The organism is Polyangium spumosum, from assembly GCF_009649845.1.
GTDB classification, from domain to species: domain Bacteria; phylum Myxococcota_A; class Polyangia; order Polyangiales; family Polyangiaceae; genus Polyangium; species Polyangium spumosum.
In genome coordinates, this window is sequence record NZ_WJIE01000011.1 from 209874 (window position 1) to 230633 (window position 20760).

Sequence of the window (20760 nt, forward strand, 5' to 3'; positions counted from 1 at the left end):
GTCAGGTCCTCAGGTTGCGCGACGCCGAGCTCACGGCGGGCACGAGCGTGTCGCCCTCGACGCGGCCGAACACGTCGAGCACGGTGCGGCCCTCTGCGTCGCGGCCAGGGCGCTCGCGGGTGTAACGCGAAGGCGCCGCCGCGAGGACGACGCCGAGCTCGGTGGCGACGTCGATGAGCGGACCGGTGAGCTCGTCGTCGATGGCGCGGCCGCGCGCCTCGTGCGAGCTGCCCGGCGGGACGTGGACCGCGATCGAGCCGACGACGCGCGCCCCCTTCGCGACGATCGCGTGCTCCTTGCCGGTCCGCTCGAAGAGCTCGAGCGCCGCCTCCGCGTCCTTCAGCGCCTCACGCGCGCCCGTGAGCGTGGCCTTGCGGCGACGGAGCTCGGATTTGCGATCGGGCGAGTCGTCTCCGAGCGCTGCGATCTTCTCGGCGAGCTCGTCGTGCTTGGCCTTCGATCGCTCGACCTCGGCTTCTGCGGCCTTCCGGGCGGCCTCGAGCCTCTCTCGAACCTCACTGCTCATGATCCGAACGTTGACGTTCGTCCCGCCCCACCGTCAACGGGGGAAGCGCGGGACCTCTACTTCGTCCGCGCGAACAGGATGCTCCCGAGCAGGAGCACGCCCGCGCCGGCGGCGCCGTAGAGGCAGTAGCGGGCGAGGTGCGCTTGCCCGGCGAGGTGGAGCTGCAAGGCCGCGAAGCCCGAGGCGATGCCGAGCGCCGCGTAGATGAGCTGCCGGATCCCGGTGTAGACGAGCCGGGCCGCGCTCGGCAGGCCCTTCACGCGGAGCTCGAACTCGCCGCGGTTCGCGCGGTTCAGGTACTTGCGCAGGTCCTCGGGGATCGTGATGGCCTTGAGGGCCATGTCCTTCGCGGCCTCGACCGCGATCTGCGCCCAGTCGCGGTTGCCGAGCACGAAGTCCTGCAGGTACGGCCGGATGACCTCCATCGGCGAGAGCTCGGGATCGAGCTGCGTGCAGAGGCCCGTGAGCAGGAGGATCGTGCGCTCGAGCAGGACCCAGTCGCGCGGGATGTGGAAGGCGCCCGAGAGCTCCTTCAGCCCGATGTTCATCTTGCGCAGATCGACGAGGCTCTCGATGCCCTTCTGCGGATCGAGCTTGATGTCCTTCAGGTTGAAGGTCTCGATCTTCACCTCGTCCTGGAAGCGCTGGTGGAAGAACTCGATGACCTTCTCGCTCACGTCGGGCGCGTCCGCGCGCGAGAGGAAGCCCATCTTGCGCATGGCCTTGATGAGCTGATCGGTGTCCCTGCGGATCACGCCCTCCAAGAACTCGGGGATGCCCTCGCGCATCTGCGGCGAGAGCTCCGCGACGGCGCCGAAATCGAGCAGGATGAGCGCGCCGTCGTCGCCGACGAGCATGTTCCCGGGGTGCGGATCGGCGTGGTAGACGCCGTCGATGAAGATCTGCTGGCAGAAGACCCGGACGACCTTGCGGGCGAGCGCCTTGCGATCGACGCCGCGCGCGTCGAGGGCGGCGATGTCGCCGATCTTCACGCCGGGCACGAAGTCCGTCGTCAGCACGCGGCTCGTGCAGTAGCCCTCGACGGGGCGCGGGAAGCGCACCGTGGGATCGCGGAGGAAGTTGTCGGCGATGCGCGTGATGTTCCGCGCCTCGCTCTGGAAATCGAGCTCCTCCAGGATCATCGAGCGGACCTGGTGGTAGTAGGCGTCCAGGCCCTGCACGGGGACGAAGATGCTGACGATCTGCATGATGCGGCGGATCGTCGTGAGATCGAGCCGCACGATCTCGTCGATGTTCTGGTGCTGGACCTTGACCGCGACGTGCGCGCCGTCCTTGAGCCAAGCCTCGTGCACCTGGCCGAGCGACGCGCTCGCGATCGGCTCCTCGCAGATGCGCTCGAAGACGTCGCCGACGGGCTTGCCGAGCTCGCGCTCGATGCGCTCGGCGATCTCCCGATAAGGCCGCGGCGGGACCTGATCCTGCAGCGCCTCGAGGCCCGAGCGGAACTGCGCGGGCAGGAAGTTCGCCATGATGCTGAGGAGCTGCCCGACCTTGATGAAGAGGCCCTGGAGCTCGACGATCGTGGAGAGCACGCGGCGCGCGTTGCGCCCGTGCACGTCGGCCATGCGCGCGTCGAGCCACGCCTGTCCGAAGAAGCGCCCGAGGAAGAAGAACCCGAGGTAGCTGCCGAGGACGACGAAGGTCGTGTAGTAGGCGCGGATGAAGCGGTAGCTCTGCCGGCCCTTGGGGCGGAACCCGCGCGGAGCCGTGCGCTTCGTGCTCGCCTTCGAAGGCGCCTTCGCCGCGGGCGGGACGAGGCTCGCGCGACGTGGATCTTCCGGCAGGGATGGGGCGCCTGACGACACGCGGCGAGCTTATCCCGCGCGCATGGCCTCCACCATGGCGTCGTAGGCGGCCGGCCGGGCGCGCCGGATGGCGAGCGAGGTGCGCGTCGGGTGGACCCGGTTCGTGAGCAGAACGCCGACGAAACCCGCGTCCGGATCCATCCAGACGCTCGTGCCCGTGAAGCCGAGGTGGCCGAAGGTGCGCGGCCCGAGGCGCGCGCCGGAGCTCGGATCGTCGCCGCTGCGCTGATCGAAGCCCGCGAGCAGCGATCCGCCCGGACGAGGACGGACGAGCGGCGCGACGTCCTCGGGGCCGAGGAAATCGTCCCGCTCCCCCGCGAGCGCCTCGAGCACGGCGACGCCGAGCCGCACGACCGAACGCGCATCACCGAAGAGCCCCGCGTGCCCCGCGGACGCGCGTCCCACGAGCGCCCAGGCGTTCTCGTCGTGCACCACGCCGCGCACGAGCCCGTCGCGGAACGGCACGATCTCGGTCGGCGCGACGCGCGTGTCGAAAGACGCATCCATCGCGTGCAGTCGACGCGCCGATCCGATCCCGAGCTCCAGAGGTCCCGTGACCTCCCGCGTCACGAGCGCGTCGAGCTCGACCCCGCTCCGCCGCGCGAGCGCCGCGCCGAGCAGCACGTATCCGAGGTCACTGTAGACGGGTGGAAACCCTTCGGGCGGCGGATCGCCGGCGCAGCCTTCGCGTCGCATGTCGGCGGCCATGGCGAGCGCGGCCTCGACGTCGACGGGCTCGCCGCGCACGAGCGGCGCGTAGAGGGGGCCGTGCGCGTCGAGGCCTGCGCGGTGGGCCGAGAGCAGGTCGAGCGAGACGCGCGCCGAGCGCGTGTTTGCGAGGGCGGGCACGAGATCGGCGAGCGGCTCCGAGCGAGCGAGCGAGCCTCGGCGGGCGAGCCGCGCCATCACGAGCGCGGTGACGGGCTTCGTGAGCGAGGCCAGATCGAAGGGGGTTTCGACGTCCGCGAGTGGCGCGTCTTGCTCGAACGAGAGCGTGCCCGCCGCGCCTCTGCCGTACACCCAGCCCGAGCTCGTCCGCCTCGCGGCGGCCACGACGGCGCAAGGCGCGGCGCGGTGATCTTCCACGACGAGGCGCGCTGCGGCCGTGAGGTCGATGTCGGGGGCGGGGTTCTTCACGGTGTGAAGGATATCTCGTGGTGCGAGCAATCTTGCGGTCTCTTTGACCCCGAGCGCGCTCGCCCCTTATCCTGGTAGGCCGGGAGTCGAGCAAAAACCATGGCCGAGTTTGCGTGGGAGGCACGTGCCCGGACCGGAGAGGTCCGCAAGGGCGTGATGGATGCGGAGAGCGAGGCCGCCGTACAGAACCGCCTCCGCGGTCTGCAGCTCAACCCGACGAAGATCACGCCGAAGAGGAAGGGCCTCGATCTCAAGAACGTCACGCTCGGCTCGGGCGTCAGCTCGCAGGATCTCGTCAAGTTCACGCGTCAGTTCGCGACGATGATCGACGCTGGCCTCCCGCTCGTGCAGTGCCTCGACATCCTCGCGAACCAGGAGCCGAACCCGCGCTTCCAGGTCGCGCTTCGCGACATCAAGAACAGCGTCGAGCAAGGCGCGACGTTCAGCGACTCGCTCCGGAGGCACCCGAAGATCTTCGATGAGCTCTTCGTGAATCTCGTCCAGGCCGGCGAGGTCGGCGGCATCCTCGACACGATCATGAACCGCCTCGCGGGCTACATCGAGAAGCGCGCGAAGCTCGCGCGTCAGGTGCGCGGCGCGATGGCGTACCCGATCGCCGTCATCATCATCATGATCGTCGTCATCGTCGTGCTGATGACCTTCGTGATCCCGGCCTTCGAGGGCATGTTCGCCGAGTTCGGCGCGAAGGACGCGCTGCCCGGGTTGACGAAGGCGGTCATCGCCACCTCGCGCGCCTTCGTCAGCGCGTTGCCCTTCACGATCGTCGGCTCCATCGGCCTCGTGTTCGGGTCGATCCAGCTCTACAAGAACCCGAAGGGCAAACGCATGGTGCACAAGCTCATGCTGAAGCTGCCGATCTTCGGGCCCGTGATGCAGAAGATCGCGGTCGCGCGGTTCACGCGGACGCTCGGCACCTTGCTCGGCTCGGGTGTGCCGATCCTCGACGCGCTCGACATCGTGGCGAGGACGGCGGGCAACGTGATCATCGAGGAGGGGCTCGTCTACGCGCGGGCCAGGATCTCCGAGGGCAAGAACATGGCCGAGCCGCTCGAGGAGATCAAAGTCTTCCCCGGCATGGTCGTGCAGATGGTGGCCGTCGGCGAGCAGACCGGCGCGCTCGACACCATGCTGAACAAGATCGCCGACTTCTACGAGGAGGAGGTCGACGTCGCGGTCTCGGCGTTGACCTCGCTCCTCGAGCCTTTGCTCATGGTGGTCGTCGGCGCGGTCGTCGGGGTGGTGCTCATCTCGATGTACCTCCCGATCTTCAGCCTGGCAGGCAACATCAAGGGCGAGTGATGAGGCTCGGCCTCCGCGACGGCGCCGAGACCTCGTTCGCGGTCCGCTTCGCGTGGCTGACAGGGCTGCGCCTGATCGTCTTGACGATCGTGCTGATCGTGATGATCACGATCTACCTCGGCGGGCTCGGGACACGCGCGGACTCGAGCCGGATCGCGATGCTCACGTTCGCGGTCGCGTTCGCGCTCACGGGCGTCTACGCCGCGGTGCTCCGGCTCGGCAAGGGGCTGCCCTTGCTCGCGTACGGGCAGATGTTCGTCGACCAGATCGCGTGGTCGATGATCGTCTACGTCTCCGGCGGCGCGACGAGCGGCGCGACCTCGCTCTACGGCTTCACGTGCCTCTGCGGGGCGATCCTGCTCGGCCTGCGCGGCGCGCTGCTCGGGCTCATCGCGGGGGCCTCGTCGTACGCGCTTTTGTGCATGCTGCTCGTGCAGGACTACCTGCAGCCGCCGGCGGATCAGCCGCTCGAAGCGTACGCGACCGAGTGGTCGGAGGTGGCGTTCCCGCTCGTGCTCAACCTCCTGGCGATGAGCGTGGTCGCGCTGCTCGGCAGTTATCTGGCCGAGCGGCTCCGCGTCACGGACGGCAGGCTCGTCGTCGCGACGGCGCGCGCCGAGCAAGCCGAGCGCCTCGCTGCGCTGGGCCGGCTCGCGGCCGGGCTCGCGCACGAGATCCGAAACCCGCTCGGCTCGATCGTGGCCTCCATCGAGCTCTTGCGCACGGGTAGCTCCCTGGGCCCCGAGGACGACGCGCTCTGCGCGATCATCGAGCGGGAGACGACGCGCCTCAACGAGCTCGTGACCGACATGCTCGACGTCTCGCGGCCGCGCGCGCCTTCGAAGGCGCCGATGGACCTCGCCAGGACCGCGCGCGACGTGGTGATGCTGGCCGGGACGTCGGGCCGCGGCCGCGACGTGCCGCTGCGCTTCGTGGGCCCCGACGCGCTCGTAATCGTGGCCGACACGGCGCAGATGCGGCAGGTCGTGTGGAACCTCCTGCGCAACGCGATCCAGGCGAGCTCCGCCGGGGCGGAGGTGATCGTGCGGGTGACGGCGGAGGCGAGCGGCGCGGTCTCGCTCGCGGTGGAGGATCACGGCGCGGGGATCCCGCCGGAGGCGCGTGATCGGCTCTTCGACGTGTTCTTCACCACGCGATCTCAAGGCATGGGCATCGGCCTCGCGGTGGTGAAGCGGATCCTCGACGATCACGGCTTCACGATCGAGGTGGAGAGCGAGCCGGGCAGAGGCACGACGTTCCGCGTGCGGATCCCGGCTTCGACCGAGCTCGCGCTCGCGCCGGGCTGAGCGATCAGGGCTCCTCGAAGGGCGCGGCCGGGGGATCGATCTGGAGCGAGGCGTCCGGGAGCAGGACGATCGACGCGGCGTCGATGAGCAGGATCGGGTCGTGCGGCCCGGCGTCGTGTGGCTCGGAGGTCCCTGGGGCGCGGGGCTCGGGGGGCGAAAATCCGCGCGACGCGAGCCATCCGAGGGCGAAGAAGCCGAGCGCGCCGGCGAGCCCCGCAGCGAGGAGGATCGGGCGCCGCTTCATGGCCCGATGGTGCTCCGCGAGCGACGGAGGCGCCATGCGTGTCGTGGTCGCCCGTTCACAGGGGTTCTCGTCGGGTCCTGGAAATGCGCTAGATCGGGGGCGTGGCACGGAAGGTGAATAAACGCGGAGCAAGGACGTCTGCCTGCAGTTCCGCGGCGCCCAGGCGGCGAAGAGCGGTGAAGGCAGGAGGAGCTGGATCGTGAAACGAACGAACTTTGTCGGAGCGCTGGTCTTGTCGTTCGCCGTGTCGATTGCGAGCCTCGCGCACGCCGGACCGGCGACGGACGTGGTGAAGGCCAAGCAGACGGCCTTGTTCGATCTCCTGAAGAAGCCCGGGAACGACGCGAAGGTCAGCGCGATGTTCGACGAGCTTCTCGACTACCAGGCGCTCGCGGAGGCCTCGCTCGGGTCGGAGTGGGCGGCCCGGACTGACGCCGAGAAGGCCGAGTTCAGCGCTCTCTTGAAGCAGCTCGTCCGCAAGTCGTACGAGCGAAACCTCAAGAAGACGATCGATTTCAACATCGAGTACATGGCCGAGGCGAAGAAGGGCGACGCGATCGTGGTGAAGACGCGCGCCGTCTCGAAGAAGGACGCGCGCAGCGAGCCGGTCGAGATCGCGTACGTGATGGCCGAGAAGAACGGCGCCTGGCGGGTGAAGGACATCATCACGGACGACGTGAGCCTGGTGTCGAGCTACCGCTCCCAGTTCACCAAGATCGTCAAGAAAGACGGCTTCCCGACGCTCATCAAGAAGATGAAGGACAAGATCGCGAAGGGCGACGTCTGAAGCCGCTCTTCGAGGGAGCGCGCGGCCCTCGGGCAGACCTGCCCGGGGGCCGTTTGCCTTTCGAGGGCCCTTTCCCTCGGAAATTCGTGGTGCGGCGCGCCTCTTTGGTAGGCTAGGGCGCGTGGCTTTTGGTGTCGGGCCGGGTGGGCGGGTGCGCCCCTTCGGACGCGCTGAGCCGCTCCGCGTGCCGACCACGACGAGGAGCAGCAGCGCGGAGGCGAAGCCTCGCCCGACGGACCGGCCGATCCTCTTGCTCTCGGTGCAGCGCGGGACGCTCTCGATCGAGCTCGACGCGCCGTTCGCGGTAGGGCCGATCGTCGTCGACGAGCTCGCGATCGCCCTGCCGAGCGTGCGTTTTCCGGTGGACCTCACGGGCGGCGTGACGCGTTTCCGGCACCGGCGCGGCGTGCTCGGGCGGCTCGTGGTGTCGGCGAGGACCGAAGATCTCGCCGCCTTCGTCGCGCCGCGCCTGCGAGGCGTGCTCGGGGAAGGGGCGCCCGAGATCGGGATCGTGACGACGGACGTGGGGCTACGCGTGGGCATGCGGCTCGGGCGCGCGGCGCTCGCGTTCGACGTGGTGATCGCGCCGAACGAGCGGGACGTGCGGCTCGTACCCGAGCGCGCGCGCGGCGTGGGCCTCGGCGCGCCGCCGCACGTGCTCGCGCTGCGCGCGCTCGCCGAGGTTTGTCGGCCCTTCGGGCGCCTCGCCGGCAGCGCGGTGATCCTGCCCGACGCGGCAACTTCGCTCGTGCGGCACGTGATGCCGGCGGCCGGGGCGCGCGCGCCTTCGGTGCACGGAGTTCGCTGGGAAGCGCCGGCCGTGCAGGAGGGGAGTTTGTCCCTGCACGCCGATGCGACCGCGGCGCCGCCGGCGCTCGCGCCCGCGGCGATCCGCGCGATCGAGCAGGCCGACCTCGCGGCCGACGCGGACACGATCGCGGCCTCCGGTGACCTCGAAGAGGCGCGCAGGTGTTATCTGCTCGCGCTGGAGCGCGCGCCGCGGCACCCCGAGATCTCGTCGCGGATCGCGTGGATCGACGTCGCCGAGGGAGAGCGCGCCGAGGCCGCGCTCTCGACGCTGGTGGACGCGATCCCGGCGATCGACGCTGGGTTGCTCGGCGGCGCGCTGCTCGCCGCGATCGGCGACGACGGCGGGGCGATCGCGGCCTACTCGCGCGCGGCACACGCGGAGGCGTTCGGGCCGCTCGCGGCGCTCGTCTGGCTCGAGGTCGCGCGGATCACGTCCGAGCACGGACAGCGGCTCGACGCGCTGGATCAAGCCGTCGCGCGCTCCCCGATGCTGGAAGATGCGCGCTGGGCGCGGCTCGAAGCGCGGCTCGACGTGGGCGACGCGCAGGGCGCGACGGCCGACGCCGAGCACCTCGAGGCCGCCGCGCGCGGGCCCGAGGCGCGCCATCACGTCTGGAGCCGCGCGGCCGAAGCGTTCCTGTCGCGCAACTACGTCGCCGAGGCGCGCGTGCTCTTCGAGCGGGCGCTCCGGTACGCGCCCGACAGCCCCGAGGCGGCGCTTGGTCTCGCGCTGTCGCTGCGCGCCGCAGGGGAGGGCCGACGTGCCCTCGATCTGCTCGCGCGCGCCGCGTCGCTGGCCTCGCGCGCCGGGCGCACCTTGCCCTCGGTCGAGATCGAGCTCGCGCGCGCGCTCGTCGAGCATGCCTCGGATCGTCCGGCCGCGATCGCGCGGGTCCGCGCGATCCCGCCGGGGCTCGCGCAGACCGCGGAGGCGCGCGCGCTCGAAGGCCGCTGGCGCGCCGAGCTCGGGGACCTCGCGGGCGCCTCGCTCGCCCTCGCGCGCCTGCGCGACGCGGCCGAGGTGGTCTCTCCGGACGATCCCGATCGCGCCGCGGCCGTGGCGGCGATGCTCGTCGAGGCCGCCGACATCGAAGAGAACGCCCGCGGGGATCTACGCGCCGCCCAGCGTCACCTCGGCGTCGCGCTCCGGCTGCGCCCGCGGGATCGCCAGATCGGAGCCACCTTCCGCCGCATCTCGACCGAGCTCGGCCGTGTGGCGCCTGCGCCGCCGCCCGCGCCCGTACCCATCGAGCACGCCGCGCCGTCCGAGCGTGCGCCCTCGGCGACGCCTCCTGCGCCCTCGGTCGAGCCTGCTCGGTCGATCGAGGAAGCGCACACCAGCGAGGACGAGGGCGAGAGCGACGAGCTCCTCGTCGAGCGCCTCACCGACAAGCTCCGCGCGAACCCTCACGATCACGAGGTCGCGCTCCGCCTCGCCGACGCGCTCGCTCGGCTGGGCCGGGATCTCGAGCTCTTCGCGCTCCTCTCGGCGCGCATCGAGGAGGGCGGCGACGAGGTCCGGCGTGAGCTCTGGCCGCGGCGACGCGTGGTGCTCGAGCGCCTCGCGGAGACGGCGCGGGCCGAGGGCAGGCCCTCGGAGGCAGAGCTCTACGAGATGATGGCGGCGAGCGAAGAGGAGTAGCCTCGCCGCGTGTTTGCCCCTCTCCGTCGGCTCGTGCTAGCCGTCGGCACGAGCGCGCTCGCGCGCTCCTTCCTCCTCGAGGTACCTCGTGCAAGGCAGTGAGTCTCCCGGAAGGCGGCGCCCGATCATCGTCCAGAAGTACGGCGGCTCCTCGGTGGCCGACGTCGAGAAGCTCGGGCGCGTGGCCGATCGTGTCGTCGCCGCGAAGCGCGCGGGCAACGACGTCGTCGTCGTCGTGAGCGCGATGGGCAAGACGACCGACGGGCTGCTCTCGCTCGCGCGTCAGGTCGCGGGCCAGGCCGGGGGCGCCGCCGATCCGCCGCGGCGTGAGCTCGACATGCTCCTCTCGACCGGCGAGCGCGTCTCGATGGCCCTGCTCTCGATCGCGATCCAGGCGCGCGGCGAGGCGGCGATCTCCTTCACCGGCTCGCAGTCCGGCATCCTCACGAACGACCGGCACTTCGACGCGCGGATCATCGAGGTCCGGCCGCACCGCATCGAGGACGAGCTCGCGCGCGGGCAGATCGTGATCATCGCGGGCTACCAGGGCATGAGCTACCGGCGCGAGATCACGACCCTCGGCCGCGGCGGCTCCGACACCACCGCGGTCGCGCTCGCCGCCGCGCTCGAGGCCGAGCGGTGTGAGATCTACAGCGACGTCGACGGCGTGTACTCGGCCGATCCGCGCGTCGTGCCCGACGCCAAGCACCTGCCCGAGCTCGACCACGCCGTGCTGCAGGAGATGGCCGAGTGCGGCGCGAAGGTCGTCTGCGCGCAGGCCGTCGAGTGGGCGCGGCGCGCGAACATCGCGATCTACGCGCGCTCGACGTTCGACGCGGACGACGAAGGCGCGAAGCAGACCGTGGTGCGCAAGTTCGGCCCGCGCGAGGATCTCCGCGCGCGCGCCGTCGTCGGCGAGGGCAACGTCGCGCTCGGGAGCCTGCCCGACGTGGCGAGGCTCGACGAGCTCTTGCGTGTCGCCGGCGAGGCGAAGGTGCCCCTCAAGGATCTCTCGGTGAACGAGCGCGGCGCGAGCTTCGTGATCTCGCTGCTCAACGTCCCCGATTGGCGCGGCGCCAAGCAGAGGCTCGAGAGCGCGCTGCCGTCGCTCGAGCTCGCCCCGGACGTCGCCGTCGTCAGCGTCGTCGGCGATGGTCTGGCCGCGACGACCGAGCCCCTCGCGCGTCTCCTCGCCACGCTCCGCGGCGTCTCCGCGAGCCCGCGCGCGCTCACCGCCACGCCGCTGCGCCTCGGCGCCGTCCTGCCCGCGAGCGCTCTCGCCGAGGCCCAGCGCGCGCTGCACCGGGCCTTCGTCGAGGGTTGAGCTTCTGCGTCAGTGCCGCCGCGCAGGGCCGAGCGCGACGAGGCCGAGTCGGCTCGCGATCCAGACGAGCTCGCGCGCGCCGTCCCACGCGATCGACGCCTCCCCGAGGCCCGTGCCGTCCTGCCCGCGTAGCTCCGCGACGCGCGAGAGATCGCCGTCCTCGCCCACGCGCACGACGTACGACGCCGCGTCTCCCGGCGGCGCCACCAGCGCGTAGAGCGGGTCCTGCTCCTCGTCGCCCGCGAAACACGCGTCGATCACGCCGTGCAAATCGATCGACTCGAACGATCGCGCGCCGTCGTTCGACAGGAGCAGGCCGCGCGGCGACACGATCACCACGCGCCGCCCCGCCGCGGCGACGGCCAGGCCGGGCCTCGGATCCGCCGTGGCGAGCTCGGCGGCCGCGCCTTCGAGCGGCGCTCTCTGCCAGGCTTCGTCGTCGCCGCGCAGACGCTCGATCGCGGCTCCCTCCGGCCGCGTCGCGAGCACCACGAGCGTCCCGCCGGCCGCCTTGATCGCCCGCACGCCGCCCTCCCGCGCGAGCACCGGCGTGCCTTCGTGGCCCGTCATCGACCAGAGCGAGCCCTCGTGCAGGATCCAGATCCGCCCCGGCGTCGCCGCGAGCTCCACGGGGCTCTTGCCCGATCGGAACCCTGCGACCGGCGTCGCCGACGCGCATCCGTCGCGGCTCACGAGCAGCCCGCCTCGCGCCGACGCTGCGACCGTCATCTCGTCCGTCGCGACCACCGCCGTGCTCGGTGAATCCAGCCCCGTCTGCCGCGCCGCGTGCGCGCCCTCGTCCACCACGAGCACCACGTCGCCCGCGGCGAGCACGCGGCCTCCGCACACCGTCACCCCGGTGCACGGCACGGGCGCGCCTGCGCCTTCGAGCACGACGAACCGGCTCGCTGCCCACGGCGGCAATTTTCCGCGCGTGGCCTCGTCGAGCAGCTCGTCGGCGAGCGCGTCGTCCGCGTCCTCCGTGTCGTTCTCGCTCTCGTCGAGCTCTGGCAGCGCGGACTCGTCGATGTCGTTCTCTACGTTCTCGCCCGTCCCTTCGGCGCCGCCGTCGTCCTGGGTCGCGTCGAGCTCCAGATCCGCGTCGTCGTCGCCGTGCGTGTCCTGCTCCCGGTCGTCGTCGAGCGCGCTCTCCTCGTCGTCGAGCGTCACCAGGTCCTCGTCGAGTGACCCGATGTCCACCCCTTCCTCGAGGCCCTCGTCTCCCGCGCCGCCCTCGTCCTCGCCCTCGACGTCGAGCCCCACGTCGAGATCCTGGGCGTTCGTGTCGTCGAGCGGATCTCCGCCGTCGTCACGCAGATCCGGCAGCTCGTCGTCGAACGTGTCGTTGCCGTTCTCGTCGTCGCCCGCGTCCGTGTCGAGCGGCGGCAGGTCCATGTCGTCGTCCTCTTCCTCGGTTTTCCGAGGTGCGCGCGCCGGCGCGCCGGAGGCGTGGACGAGAGTGCGTTCGTCCCTCTTCCTGGGCTCCCCCTCCTCGGACTGCGGATCGCAAGCAACTTCGGCAACCCGATCGTCTTTCCCGTACGACATGGCGGCACGAATCTAGCGCCTTTGCCCCGACGAGCACGGCGGGAGCGACGCTTCCTCGGCTGGAGAGGCCGCCTCCGCGCCTCGTGCGGGGAGGGTGGTGCCTGCGCTGGATCCCGGCGACGCGCGGTGCTTACCTGTTCCGTCCCATGCCCTCGCCCGACACGGCGCATCCCACCGATCGCGCCTGCACGCCCAGCGCCTCCCCCGCGCCCGAAGCGCGAAGCCCTGGCCACGGCGGTCCTGCGCGGAGGCGACGCGCGCTCCCGATCCCCGAGGTCTCGGCGGGCATGCTCGTGCGTCGCGTCGACGTTCGTCCCGCGGATGTCGTTTTTCTCAAGGGCATCCTCGAAGCGAGCGAGGGGCTCGGCACCATCTTCGCCGAGCGAGGCGGCGAGCTCGTCGTCGCCGCGCCGCCCGATCGCCAGAAGGATCTCGACGAGCTGCTCCGCGATCTCACGCTGGAGATCCACGTCCGCGTCCATGACGACGCCGCCTCGGGGAGCGATCGATGAACGAGCCGCGAGAGCCCGGTAGCCAGCGCGCTCGCCTCGATCTCGGCGATCGCACGCCCGCGCCGCCCGGCGCGGCTCCCTGCGGCGAGGCGTGCACGACCGCCTCGGCCGATGCGGTGCCCGAGCCTCGGATCCTCGCGGCCTGGCGTGAGTGGCTCGGCGCGCTCGCCAACGACGCCGACGCGGCCCTCGCCGCCGCCGACGTCTACGCCGGCCTCGCGCCCGAGGCTCGTGACGCCTGGCTCGACGCCCTCGCCGAGGACGCGCCGGGTTTGTCCGTTCCCCTCGTCGCGCTCTACGCTCCGCTGCTCGCCGTCGAGGCCGATCCTGAGCGTCGCGCTCGTATGGAAGCGGAGATCGCCCTCGGCGACGCCTCGGCGTGGCGAGGCAGGCCCATCCGCGCGCTCTCCGGCATCGCGCCCGGCGGCGTGCGTGTCGTCGCGCTCGTCCAGCCCGTCTACCTCCGCTTCGTGCGTGTCCTCTGGTGCCGCTACCTGCCCGACGAAGGCTTCTCCTGGGCCCGGCACGACAGCCTCCTCAGCGAAGGCGACGCGCCCCGCAGCGGCGCTGTCGTCGAAGGCGTCTCGCTCGAGACCACGCCGCTCACGCCCGTCGTCGAGGAGCTCGCGCATGCGATCCTCGCGCATCGCCGTCGCGGCGGCGAGCTGCCCTCTTCGCTGCGCGAGTTCGCCGACCTCTTCGACGCCGACTTCGAGGCGATCGATGACACGCGTTAGCCGCGCCCTGCCCCTGCTCCTGCTCCTCGCGGCCCCGAGCGCGTGCTCGTCCGCGCCTGCGCCCGACGCGCCCACGCGATCCGTCACGCGAGGCCCGCGTATCGCCTTCTCGTACGAGACGATCGACGGCGAGGCCCTCTCCACCAACACCGTCGCGGGCCGCTTCACCGTGATCGCGTTCGTCGCCACGTACGACGACTCCTCCCACGCGCAGGCTCGTTTCCTCTCCACGCTCGTGAAGCGGCACGTCCCGCGTATCAACGCCGGCCTCGTCGTCCTCGAGCCGCCGCACCACAAGCTCCTCGTCGAGTCCTTCGCGCACGTCGTCGATCCGCCGTATCCGGTCGCCATGGCCGACGAGGCCACGATCGCGGGCGCTGGGCCTTTTCAGGGCCTCCACCACGTCCCGAGCGTGGTCGTCCTCGATCCCGAGGGACGCGAGGCCTTCCGCCACCTCGGCCTCGCGTCGGCGGACGCCCTCGGCGCGGCCCTGCGGGCGCTCCAGCAAGGCAAGATGCCCGAGGCCCAGAAGCCTGCGTCGAGCGAGGATTAAGCCTCGGCGGCGATCAGCTTCGCCAGCGGATCCAGGTGCTCGCTCAGCGCCACGACGAACCCCTCCGCGCCGAAGAGAGCGCGTGCCGCGCGACCGAGCGCGCTCTCCCCCGAGCCCACGAGCGCGCGCTGCACCTTGCGCATCACGGCCACCGGCACGCGTACGCTCGCGGCCATCACGTCCGCCGGGATCGGCCCTGCGCTCGTGATCACGTGTACCGCCGCGTCGCCCCAGCCTGCCCGCACCACGCGCTCGCCGCGTGGATGGCTCGGATCCGGCTCCACGTGCACGAACGTCGCGCCGACGTCCGCGTCGCCCTGCATCACGGCGCGCGCCACCGCCCCGTGCGAGCCGAAGAAGAGGTTGTCGCGGAAGGCTCGATCGAGATCCACGCCGATCGAGCGCAGGTGCGCCCGCAGCACGATGTACCCGGCCGCGCTCTGCCGATCGACCCACGCTGCGCGTAACCCCTGCAGATCGGCGAGCTCGCGGATCGGCGACGTGCTCGGCGCGTAGAGCGCCGTCATGTACGAAGACGCGCCGTTCCGCACGGGCAGCGCGATCGGCAAGACCCGCGCGCGGCTCGTCGCGCGCATCGCCACGAGCGGCGGCAGCCAGCCGAGATCGACCTCGCCTGTCTCCAAGGCTTCGAGCAGCGTGTTGTAGTTCCAGCCTCCGAGGCCTTGCACCTCGAGGCCCGTCGCGGCCGACAGCTCCTCGCAGAACGCGGCGAGCGACGCGCGTGACCCCTCTGGATCCGACGTGAGCACGACGCCCACGCGGAGCGTCGTCTTCTCTTCTTCCGGAGCCATGCCCCCACGGTCGCAGGGGGTCACGCGGTGGTCAAGATGGGATCATTCTGCGGCGATCGGCTCGTACGTCGTCGTCCGAATCTCGGGGTTGTTCTCGAACACGGCCTTGCCCATGAGCTGCTCGAGCAGCGGGCGGAACCGCTCCATCGCCTTGCCGCGCACGATGTCCTTGAGGACGAGCGCGTCCTCGCGGACCTTCGTGATCGTCTCGGGATCCGTCGCCTTCCGGTAGACCTCGGCGATCGCCCCGGGCGCGGCCACGGCCGCGTCCTTGAGCGCCTCGGCCGCGTGTTTGGCCTTGTCGATCGCCCGCTCTGCCGCCGACTTCTTGATGAGCGGCGCCACGACGTAGACGAGGTTCGCCGCCGTCCCTGCGACGCGGTGGGGCGGGTAGTAGAGCGCGCTCTTGTACTTCGGGTTCGCGTCGAGGAACGCGCGCACCTCTTCGATCGTCACGCCCTGCTCCGCGAGCACGCGCTCGAGCTCCTGCTCGGCCGCGATCCTCGCCTTGAACATGTACATCTGGATTCGCGAATAGAAGTTCGTGGCTCCGTCGCCGCTCGTCTCGACCGCGCAGAAGATCGTACCGGGGTACTTGCCGGTGATCAGCGACTGCACGCCGTCGGAGACGCCGGACGAGGGCATGCAGCCGAACGGCTTCACGCTCACCGTGATGTGCGCCTTCGCGCGCACCGTGTTCACGATCAGCTTGCCGACCTCCATGTGACCTTCGCCGCCGCGCAGATCGTTCGAGTAGTAGTCCTCGGCCACCTTCGCGACGAGGTCCATGTCCGGCAGGTGATAGTCGTGCAGGCCGATCGGCTGCGCGAACGCCTGGAATCCGACCTTCAGCGCCGTCTCCGCGAGCCGCATCGTGGCGATCCGCTTCGCCACGTCGAACTCACCTTGATGCTCCTTCAGCGCGTACGTCCCGTCGTCCACGCCGCGCAGCTCCATTCGATCCTGCGTGTCGTGACGGACCTCCCACACGTTGTAGAGCAACCACGCCGTCGTGAGCTGAATGTCGTTCTCGGCGCCCTCGCTCTCGAGGAACTTCTGGAGCTGGTAGTTGCCGTCGCCCTCCGTCGTCATCGCCCAGAACTCGCCGATGATCGACGCCTTCGCGCGCACCCGGAGCCTGTCGACCTCGATCGCCTCGAAGAGCTTCCTGCACTTGTAGAGCGCGACGAACACGTTCGTCTGGTCGTGCAGCGCCGTGTAGATGATGCGCTTCGCCTCCTCGAGCGCCTTGTTCGTCGCGCCGGGCACGACCTCGTAGGGCCGGATGCGGTAGCCGAGCGCGTTCAGCACGTCGCCGCACACGATGCCCTTCACGATCCCCACGAAAAACGCGGGGTTCATGTCGATGCCCACGTCGTCGCCCGTCGCCTGCGACAAACCGCCCGTCTGCTGGAAGAGCATCACCCGGAAGCCGTCGAAGCCCGCGTCGCGCAGCGCCTTGCGGTACTCCGTCACGTACATGCCGAAGCGACACGGCCCGCACGCGCCGGCCGTCAGGAACACGTAGTTCTTGACGACCTCCTCGCTCGTCAGACCCTGCTCGTCGCGCAGCTTGATCAGGTAGTTCACCAGGTTGCCCACGGTGAAGTACGTCGGGTTGCACTGGCCTCGGTTGCCGAACTCCTTGCCGACCTGCAGGCCTTCCTGATCGGGGCAGCCGATGTTCTTGATCTTGTAGCCGAGTCCGCCGAGCGCGCCTTCCACGAGGAAGTCCTGCGCCGCCGTGAGGCCCGAGATCAGGAGCGTCACGTTCTCGCGCTCGCTCCGCTTCACCTCGGGGTTGAGCATGTTGTCGACCCACTGCTTGCGCTCGGCCTTGATGCCCAGCCGCTCGCGCTCCGCCTCCTCGAAGGCGCGCAGCTCGGCTTCGAGCGCTTCGTCGATCTTCGGCTGCTTCTCGCTGCCCATGATCGGCAGCCGCGTCTTCTGGACCGCAGTTTCCATCACTTCCTCCCTGACTCCTTCGACGTCAAACCGACACGACGCTGCCGTCGGCGCGCTTCTTCTTGAGCTGAACGAGGCCCTTCGGCGGCTCGGGCGGCGCAGGCGGCGGCGCCTCGTAGGCCCGCACCTTCGCCGAGAGCTCCATGATCTGCCGCTCGAGCTCCGGGTCCGCGCCCTTGCGCTCGGCGACCTGCTTTTGTTTGAGCTGCAAGAGCTCGAGCCGCTTCCTGTCGATGTTGTGCGACAGCTCTGCCTTCTTCTTCGCGAGGTCCTCCAGGGACTCCTGGTAGAGCTTCAGGCTGTGCGCGTACGTCTTCACGCGGATCTTGATCGAGCCGCCCGGCTTGTTCGCGTCGATGTCGTGCAGCGCCGCGTAGGGCGTCGCGCTCGCCGACACGATGCCGTCCACGATGCCGTACGTCGGCGCGTCGTGGCCGCACTTGAAGCTCGATAGATCGAGCAACACGACGTTCGGGTGCCGCGCGGCGAACTTCACGGCCCACACCTTCTGGGCGCTGTTCGCCGAGTAGTTCTCCGGCCACACGTCGTTGATGTCGAGCGGGTGCTGCCCGCGCGCGTACTCCTCCTTGAAGTAGCGGCGCAGGTACTCGTCGTCGCGCGGGATCGAGCGCACGCTGAGGATCGGATAACCGAGCACCTGGAACTCCTCCGGGATGCCGTGGTTCAGCCCCGGATCCGAGTGGTACGGCCTCCCGACCATCAGGATCGCCACGCGGTTCTCCGCCTCGACCGTCTCCAGGATCGCGCGCCCCTTCTCCTGCAGCTCCCGCTCGAACGTCGCGAGCGCCGCCATCGCCTCGCGATGCGCGTGATCACTCTCGTCCTCCGTGATCCCGAGCCGCGGGCCCCAGCACTCGTACATGCGCCGCGCCGTGAGCAGCGGCTCGGCGAACGTGAGCGGCGGATCCAGGTACTCGATCCCGCGCGTCGCGAAGAAGTCGACCTCCTTCGTGAACGCCGCCTTCATCACGTCGGGCACGCCCGCGACGATGGGGCAGCTCGCGTTGTCCATCACGTTCTTCCCGAAGCTCGGCACGTGCGTGAGGATCGGGAAGAAGATGTACTTCAGCGGTTTGTCCGCGGAGTGGTGGTGAAAGAGCAGGTTGTGGACGTGCGCCTGCGCCACCTTCGACGGGAAACACGGATCGACCGACCCGTACTTGCCGCCCTCGACCCACATCTCCTCGGTCGTCTCGTCGCTGAAGATCACGTTCTGCTTCGGGATCCCGAGCGCCTCGAAGTAGGCCCGGAAATACGGGCCCGTCGAGTAGAGGTTCAAGACGCGCGGGATGCCGATGCGCGTCCTGCGCAGCCGCTCCTGCACCTCGTGCCCGCTCCGCCGGAAGGGCCGCGTCGTCTCCACGCGACGCACGCTGAACAGGCCCTTCTTCACGACCGTGTCCTTGATCGGCGTGCCCTCGGCCGGCATCGGGTTGCCCTTGTGGAAGCTGCGGAACGCGAGCTTCGACTCGTAGTCGACGCAGTTCGGGAACTGCCTCGCGATCTTCTTCCGGTCGGCCACGAGCGCGAGCATCGCGTCCTCGCTCTCCACGGTGCCCTTCTCGCAGGAGAAGCCCGAGATGTATCGCGCCGTCGAGCCGTCCGGCCTCTCTGCGTCGATGAACGTCCGCTTGCACTCGTTCGGGCAGAAGTGGCAGACGGTCTCCTCGTCGTTTTTCGTGTGGTACTTGAGCTCGATCGCGGCCTCGAGACCGATGAACGTGCTCGTCCCGCGCCGCTTGATCACCCGCAGCGTCTCGAACGCCGCGCCGATCGCGCCCGCCTCGCCCGTGTGCGGGTGGACGAAGACCTCCGCGTCCGGCACGCGCTCCTTGATGTAGTCGACCTGCGCCTTGACCGCGGCGAGGTTGTACTGCGTGCCGCCCTGCAGGACGAACCTGCGCCCGAGCGACGCGAGCCGCGGGATCTGCACGACGTACTGCCAGACGTTTTTCGGCAGCACCTGCGCGAGCCCCGCGAGCAGCTCCTCCTTCGAGAACCCTTCCTTCTGGAAGTTCACCCGATCCGTGTCGAGGAAGACCGCGCAGCCGTAGCTGAACTTCGGCGCGAGCTCGGCCTGGAACGCCGTGTCCGCGTACTCCGTCACTTTGAGCCCAAACTGATCGGCCATCGCCTGGAGCAACATCCCGTTGCCGGCCGAACACGAGTTCGAGAGGCGGAAGTTCGCGATGTCGCCGTTCTTCATGAACAGGACCTTGATGTCCTGCCCGCCGATGTCGCAGATGACGTCGACGTCGCCGAAGTACCGCACCGCGCTCATCATGTGCGCCACGGTCTCGACGATGTTCACGTCCGCGCGCATCGTCTCCTGCAGGACGTCCGCCGCGTAGCCCGTGGCCCCGAAGCCGAGCACCTCGAGCGTCGCGCCTCGTCCGTGCACGTAGTCGCGTAGCTGCGCGAGCAGCTCCTTCGTGTCCTGGATCGGGTTGCCCTTCGAGAGCTGATACGCCTTGCAGACGATCTCGCCGTCCTCGTCGACGAGCACCGCCTTCGACGACGTCGACCCGCCGTCCACGCCGATCACGCCGCGTACGACCTGCCCGGCTTCGAGCTGCATCGGCTTGAACTTCGGGATCGCGTAGAGGCTGCGGAACTCGTCGATCTCGTCGTTCGTCCGGACGAGCGGCGGCCCCGCGCTCTCGCCGAGCCGCGCCTTGCGCCCGTTCTTCATGTAGTCGACGAGCCCGTCCGTCCCCGCGTACAGGCCCACCTCGGGCGCCTCGCGCAGCCCGTACACGCACGAGCCGTACGCCGCGTAGTACTGCGCGTTCTCGGGGACGAAGATCGTCTCCTCGATCGGCCGATCCTTCGGCCACGCGTAGCCGCGCTCGTCCCAGGTCTCGGGGATCCTCTTGCGCCAGCACTCCTGCAGGAACGGCAGGTACGTGTTCGGCCCGCCGAGCAGGATCACCCGGTGTTTCAAGGTTGACCCGCGCGTCAGTACGGACAGGTTCTGCAGGACGATCGCGTCCGCCAAGGAGCACAGGATCTCCGTCGACGGGATCCCGCTCTTCACCAGGTTCACGATGTCCGTCTCGGCGAACACCCCGCATTTCGCCGCGACGTGGTGCAGCTTCGAGTCGTCGAAGTGGATCTCGCGCACGACCTCCGGGGGCAGGCCCACCTTGATCATGCACTTGTCGATCGTCGCGCCCGTGCCCGAGGCGCACTTGTCGTTCATCGACGGCGCCGCGGTCTTGTCGCCGGTCTTCTCGTCCTTCTTGAAGATGATGATCTTCGCGTCCTGCCCGCCGAGCTCGATCACGCTCCCCACGTCCGGGTGGAGCTTCTCGACGGCGAGCGTGACGGCGTTGACCTCCTGGACGAACTTCGCGCCGAGCGAGGGGCAGAGCGGCGCTGCGCCCGAGCCCGTCATGAAGACGCGCCACGCCTCGCGGGGCGAGTGCGGGAACGCCTCCTCGATCTGCTGGAGCATCTCCAGCACCTTCTCGGGCTGCTTGGTCTGGTGGCGCTGGTAGTCGCTCCACAGGATCTCGAGCGTCTCCGGCTCGAGCACGACGGCCTTCACCGTCGTCGAGCCCACGTCGATCCCGACCACCACCGGATCACGTCTCTCCATGCGGTCCCTCTCCCGTTTGCCCCCGACTGACTGTCCAGTCAGTCAGAAGTGGGTACCATGGTGCCTGGAGAGGGGCAAGGCTCGGCCC

General features: G+C 70.0%; 16 protein-coding genes. 8 read left to right on the forward strand and 8 right to left on the reverse strand.

The genetic code is table 11. The annotated features are described in order from the left end of the window. Position 1: 1 nt before the first annotated feature. The 3 genes from GF068_RS31590 to GF068_RS31600 are packed head-to-tail and all read right to left on the reverse strand — an operon-like array spanning position 2 to position 3489. Entirely contained in the window at positions 2-526 is a 525-nt protein-coding gene (locus tag GF068_RS31590) for a hypothetical protein (RefSeq protein WP_153823230.1), read from the reverse strand. A 56-nt stretch (positions 527-582) separates the two neighbouring features. Further along, positions 583-2352: an ABC1 kinase family protein gene (locus GF068_RS31595; protein ID WP_338046646.1), complete on the reverse strand. Its 1770-nt coding sequence runs from the start codon at positions 2350-2352 to the stop codon at positions 583-585. Positions 2353-2361: 9 nt separating this feature from the next. Then, positions 2362-3489, reverse strand: coding sequence for a serine hydrolase domain-containing protein (locus GF068_RS31600; RefSeq protein ID WP_338046647.1), 1128 nt, complete (start codon positions 3487-3489; stop codon positions 2362-2364). Positions 3490-3588: 99 nt separating this feature from the next. Between GF068_RS31600 and GF068_RS31605 the strand changes: the two genes are divergently transcribed. Together GF068_RS31605 and GF068_RS31610 are read left to right on the forward strand one after the other, a co-directional pair. Further along, complete coding sequence (locus GF068_RS31605) at positions 3589-4809, forward strand: type II secretion system F family protein (protein ID WP_153823232.1); 1221 nt, start codon at positions 3589-3591, stop codon at positions 4807-4809. Beyond that, positions 4809-6116: a sensor histidine kinase gene (locus tag GF068_RS31610; RefSeq protein WP_153823233.1), complete on the forward strand. Its 1308-nt coding sequence runs from the start codon at positions 4809-4811 to the stop codon at positions 6114-6116. Before GF068_RS31605 ends, GF068_RS31610 begins: the two co-directional genes overlap by 1 nt. Before the next feature lie 4 nt (positions 6117-6120). Here GF068_RS31610 and GF068_RS31615 read toward each other — a convergent pair whose 3' ends face one another. Next, the gene (locus GF068_RS31615) at positions 6121-6360 is read right to left on the reverse strand and encodes a hypothetical protein (RefSeq protein WP_153823234.1); all 240 of its coding nucleotides are present in this window, start codon (positions 6358-6360) and stop codon (positions 6121-6123) included. A gap of 199 nt (positions 6361-6559) precedes the next feature. On the opposite strand from GF068_RS31615, the gene GF068_RS31620 reads away from it, so the two are divergent. The 3 genes from GF068_RS31620 (at position 6560) to GF068_RS31630 (ending at position 10923) form a co-directional block, all read left to right on the forward strand. After that, a complete protein-coding gene (locus GF068_RS31620) occupies positions 6560-7147 on the forward strand; it encodes an MlaC/ttg2D family ABC transporter substrate-binding protein (RefSeq protein WP_338046648.1) in 588 nt (195 codons plus the stop codon). Positions 7148-7331: 184 nt separating this feature from the next. After that, positions 7332-9599 (forward strand): tetratricopeptide repeat protein, encoded by a 2268-nt coding sequence (locus tag GF068_RS31625; RefSeq protein ID WP_153823235.1) that lies wholly within the window; start codon positions 7332-7334, stop codon positions 9597-9599. Positions 9600-9687: 88 nt separating this feature from the next. Continuing rightward, complete coding sequence (locus GF068_RS31630) at positions 9688-10923, forward strand: aspartate kinase (protein ID WP_338046649.1); 1236 nt, start codon at positions 9688-9690, stop codon at positions 10921-10923. 9 nt (positions 10924-10932) lie between these two features. Here GF068_RS31630 and GF068_RS31635 read toward each other — a convergent pair whose 3' ends face one another. Continuing rightward, on the reverse strand, positions 10933-12318 hold the full coding sequence (locus GF068_RS31635) for a hypothetical protein (RefSeq protein WP_153823236.1): 1386 nt from the start codon (positions 12316-12318) through the stop codon (positions 10933-10935). Positions 12319-12617: 299 nt separating this feature from the next. Here GF068_RS31635 and GF068_RS31640 point away from each other — a divergent pair, with 299 nt between their 5' ends. From GF068_RS31640 to GF068_RS31650, 3 genes are read left to right on the forward strand one after another with little or no spacing between them, the layout of a single operon-like run. Then, entirely contained in the window at positions 12618-12983 is a 366-nt protein-coding gene (locus GF068_RS31640; RefSeq protein WP_153823237.1) for a DUF4911 domain-containing protein, read from the forward strand. Next, on the forward strand, positions 12980-13720 hold the full coding sequence (locus tag GF068_RS31645; RefSeq protein ID WP_153823238.1) for a hypothetical protein: 741 nt from the start codon (positions 12980-12982) through the stop codon (positions 13718-13720). The genes GF068_RS31640 and GF068_RS31645 overlap by 4 nt, the downstream gene beginning before the upstream one ends. Then, a complete protein-coding gene (locus tag GF068_RS31650; protein WP_153823239.1) occupies positions 13707-14273 on the forward strand; it encodes a TlpA family protein disulfide reductase in 567 nt (188 codons plus the stop codon). The genes GF068_RS31645 and GF068_RS31650 overlap by 14 nt, the downstream gene beginning before the upstream one ends. Here the strand turns inward: GF068_RS31650 and GF068_RS31655 are convergent. From GF068_RS31655 to GF068_RS31665, 3 genes are read right to left on the reverse strand one after another with little or no spacing between them, the layout of a single operon-like run. Then, on the reverse strand, positions 14270-15085 hold the full coding sequence (locus tag GF068_RS31655; RefSeq protein ID WP_153823240.1) for a phosphate/phosphite/phosphonate ABC transporter substrate-binding protein: 816 nt from the start codon (positions 15083-15085) through the stop codon (positions 14270-14272). The genes GF068_RS31650 and GF068_RS31655 overlap by 4 nt on opposite strands. A 42-nt stretch (positions 15086-15127) precedes the next feature. Beyond that, positions 15128-17050, reverse strand: a complete 1923-nt coding sequence (locus tag GF068_RS31660) for a 2-hydroxyglutaryl-CoA dehydratase (RefSeq protein ID WP_153823241.1) — start codon at positions 17048-17050, stop codon at positions 15128-15130. Between the two features lie 25 nt (positions 17051-17075). Further along, complete coding sequence (locus GF068_RS31665; RefSeq protein ID WP_153823242.1) at positions 17076-20672, reverse strand: BadF/BadG/BcrA/BcrD ATPase family protein; 3597 nt, start codon at positions 20670-20672, stop codon at positions 17076-17078. Between the last annotated feature and the right edge of the window lie 88 nt (positions 20673-20760).

Coding starts and splice junctions, on each gene's coding strand:
- GF068_RS31590 (WP_153823230.1), bottom strand. CDS start 526: ATGAGCAGTGAGGTTCGAGAGAGGCTCGAGGCCGCCCGGAAGGCCGCA.
- GF068_RS31605 (WP_153823232.1), top strand. CDS start 3,589: ATGGCCGAGTTTGCGTGGGAGGCACGTGCCCGGACCGGAGAGGTCCGC.
- GF068_RS31610 (WP_153823233.1), top strand. CDS start 4,809: ATGAGGCTCGGCCTCCGCGACGGCGCCGAGACCTCGTTCGCGGTCCGC.
- GF068_RS31615 (WP_153823234.1), bottom strand. CDS start 6,360: ATGAAGCGGCGCCCGATCCTCCTCGCTGCGGGGCTCGCCGGCGCGCTC.
- GF068_RS31635 (WP_153823236.1), bottom strand. CDS start 12,318: ATGGACCTGCCGCCGCTCGACACGGACGCGGGCGACGACGAGAACGGC.
- GF068_RS31640 (WP_153823237.1), top strand. CDS start 12,618: ATGCCCTCGCCCGACACGGCGCATCCCACCGATCGCGCCTGCACGCCC.
- GF068_RS31645 (WP_153823238.1), top strand. CDS start 12,980: ATGAACGAGCCGCGAGAGCCCGGTAGCCAGCGCGCTCGCCTCGATCTC.
- GF068_RS31650 (WP_153823239.1), top strand. CDS start 13,707: ATGACACGCGTTAGCCGCGCCCTGCCCCTGCTCCTGCTCCTCGCGGCC.
- GF068_RS31655 (WP_153823240.1), bottom strand. CDS start 15,085: ATGGCTCCGGAAGAAGAGAAGACGACGCTCCGCGTGGGCGTCGTGCTC.
- GF068_RS31660 (WP_153823241.1), bottom strand. CDS start 17,050: ATGGAAACTGCGGTCCAGAAGACGCGGCTGCCGATCATGGGCAGCGAG.
- GF068_RS31665 (WP_153823242.1), bottom strand. CDS start 20,672: ATGGAGAGACGTGATCCGGTGGTGGTCGGGATCGACGTGGGCTCGACG.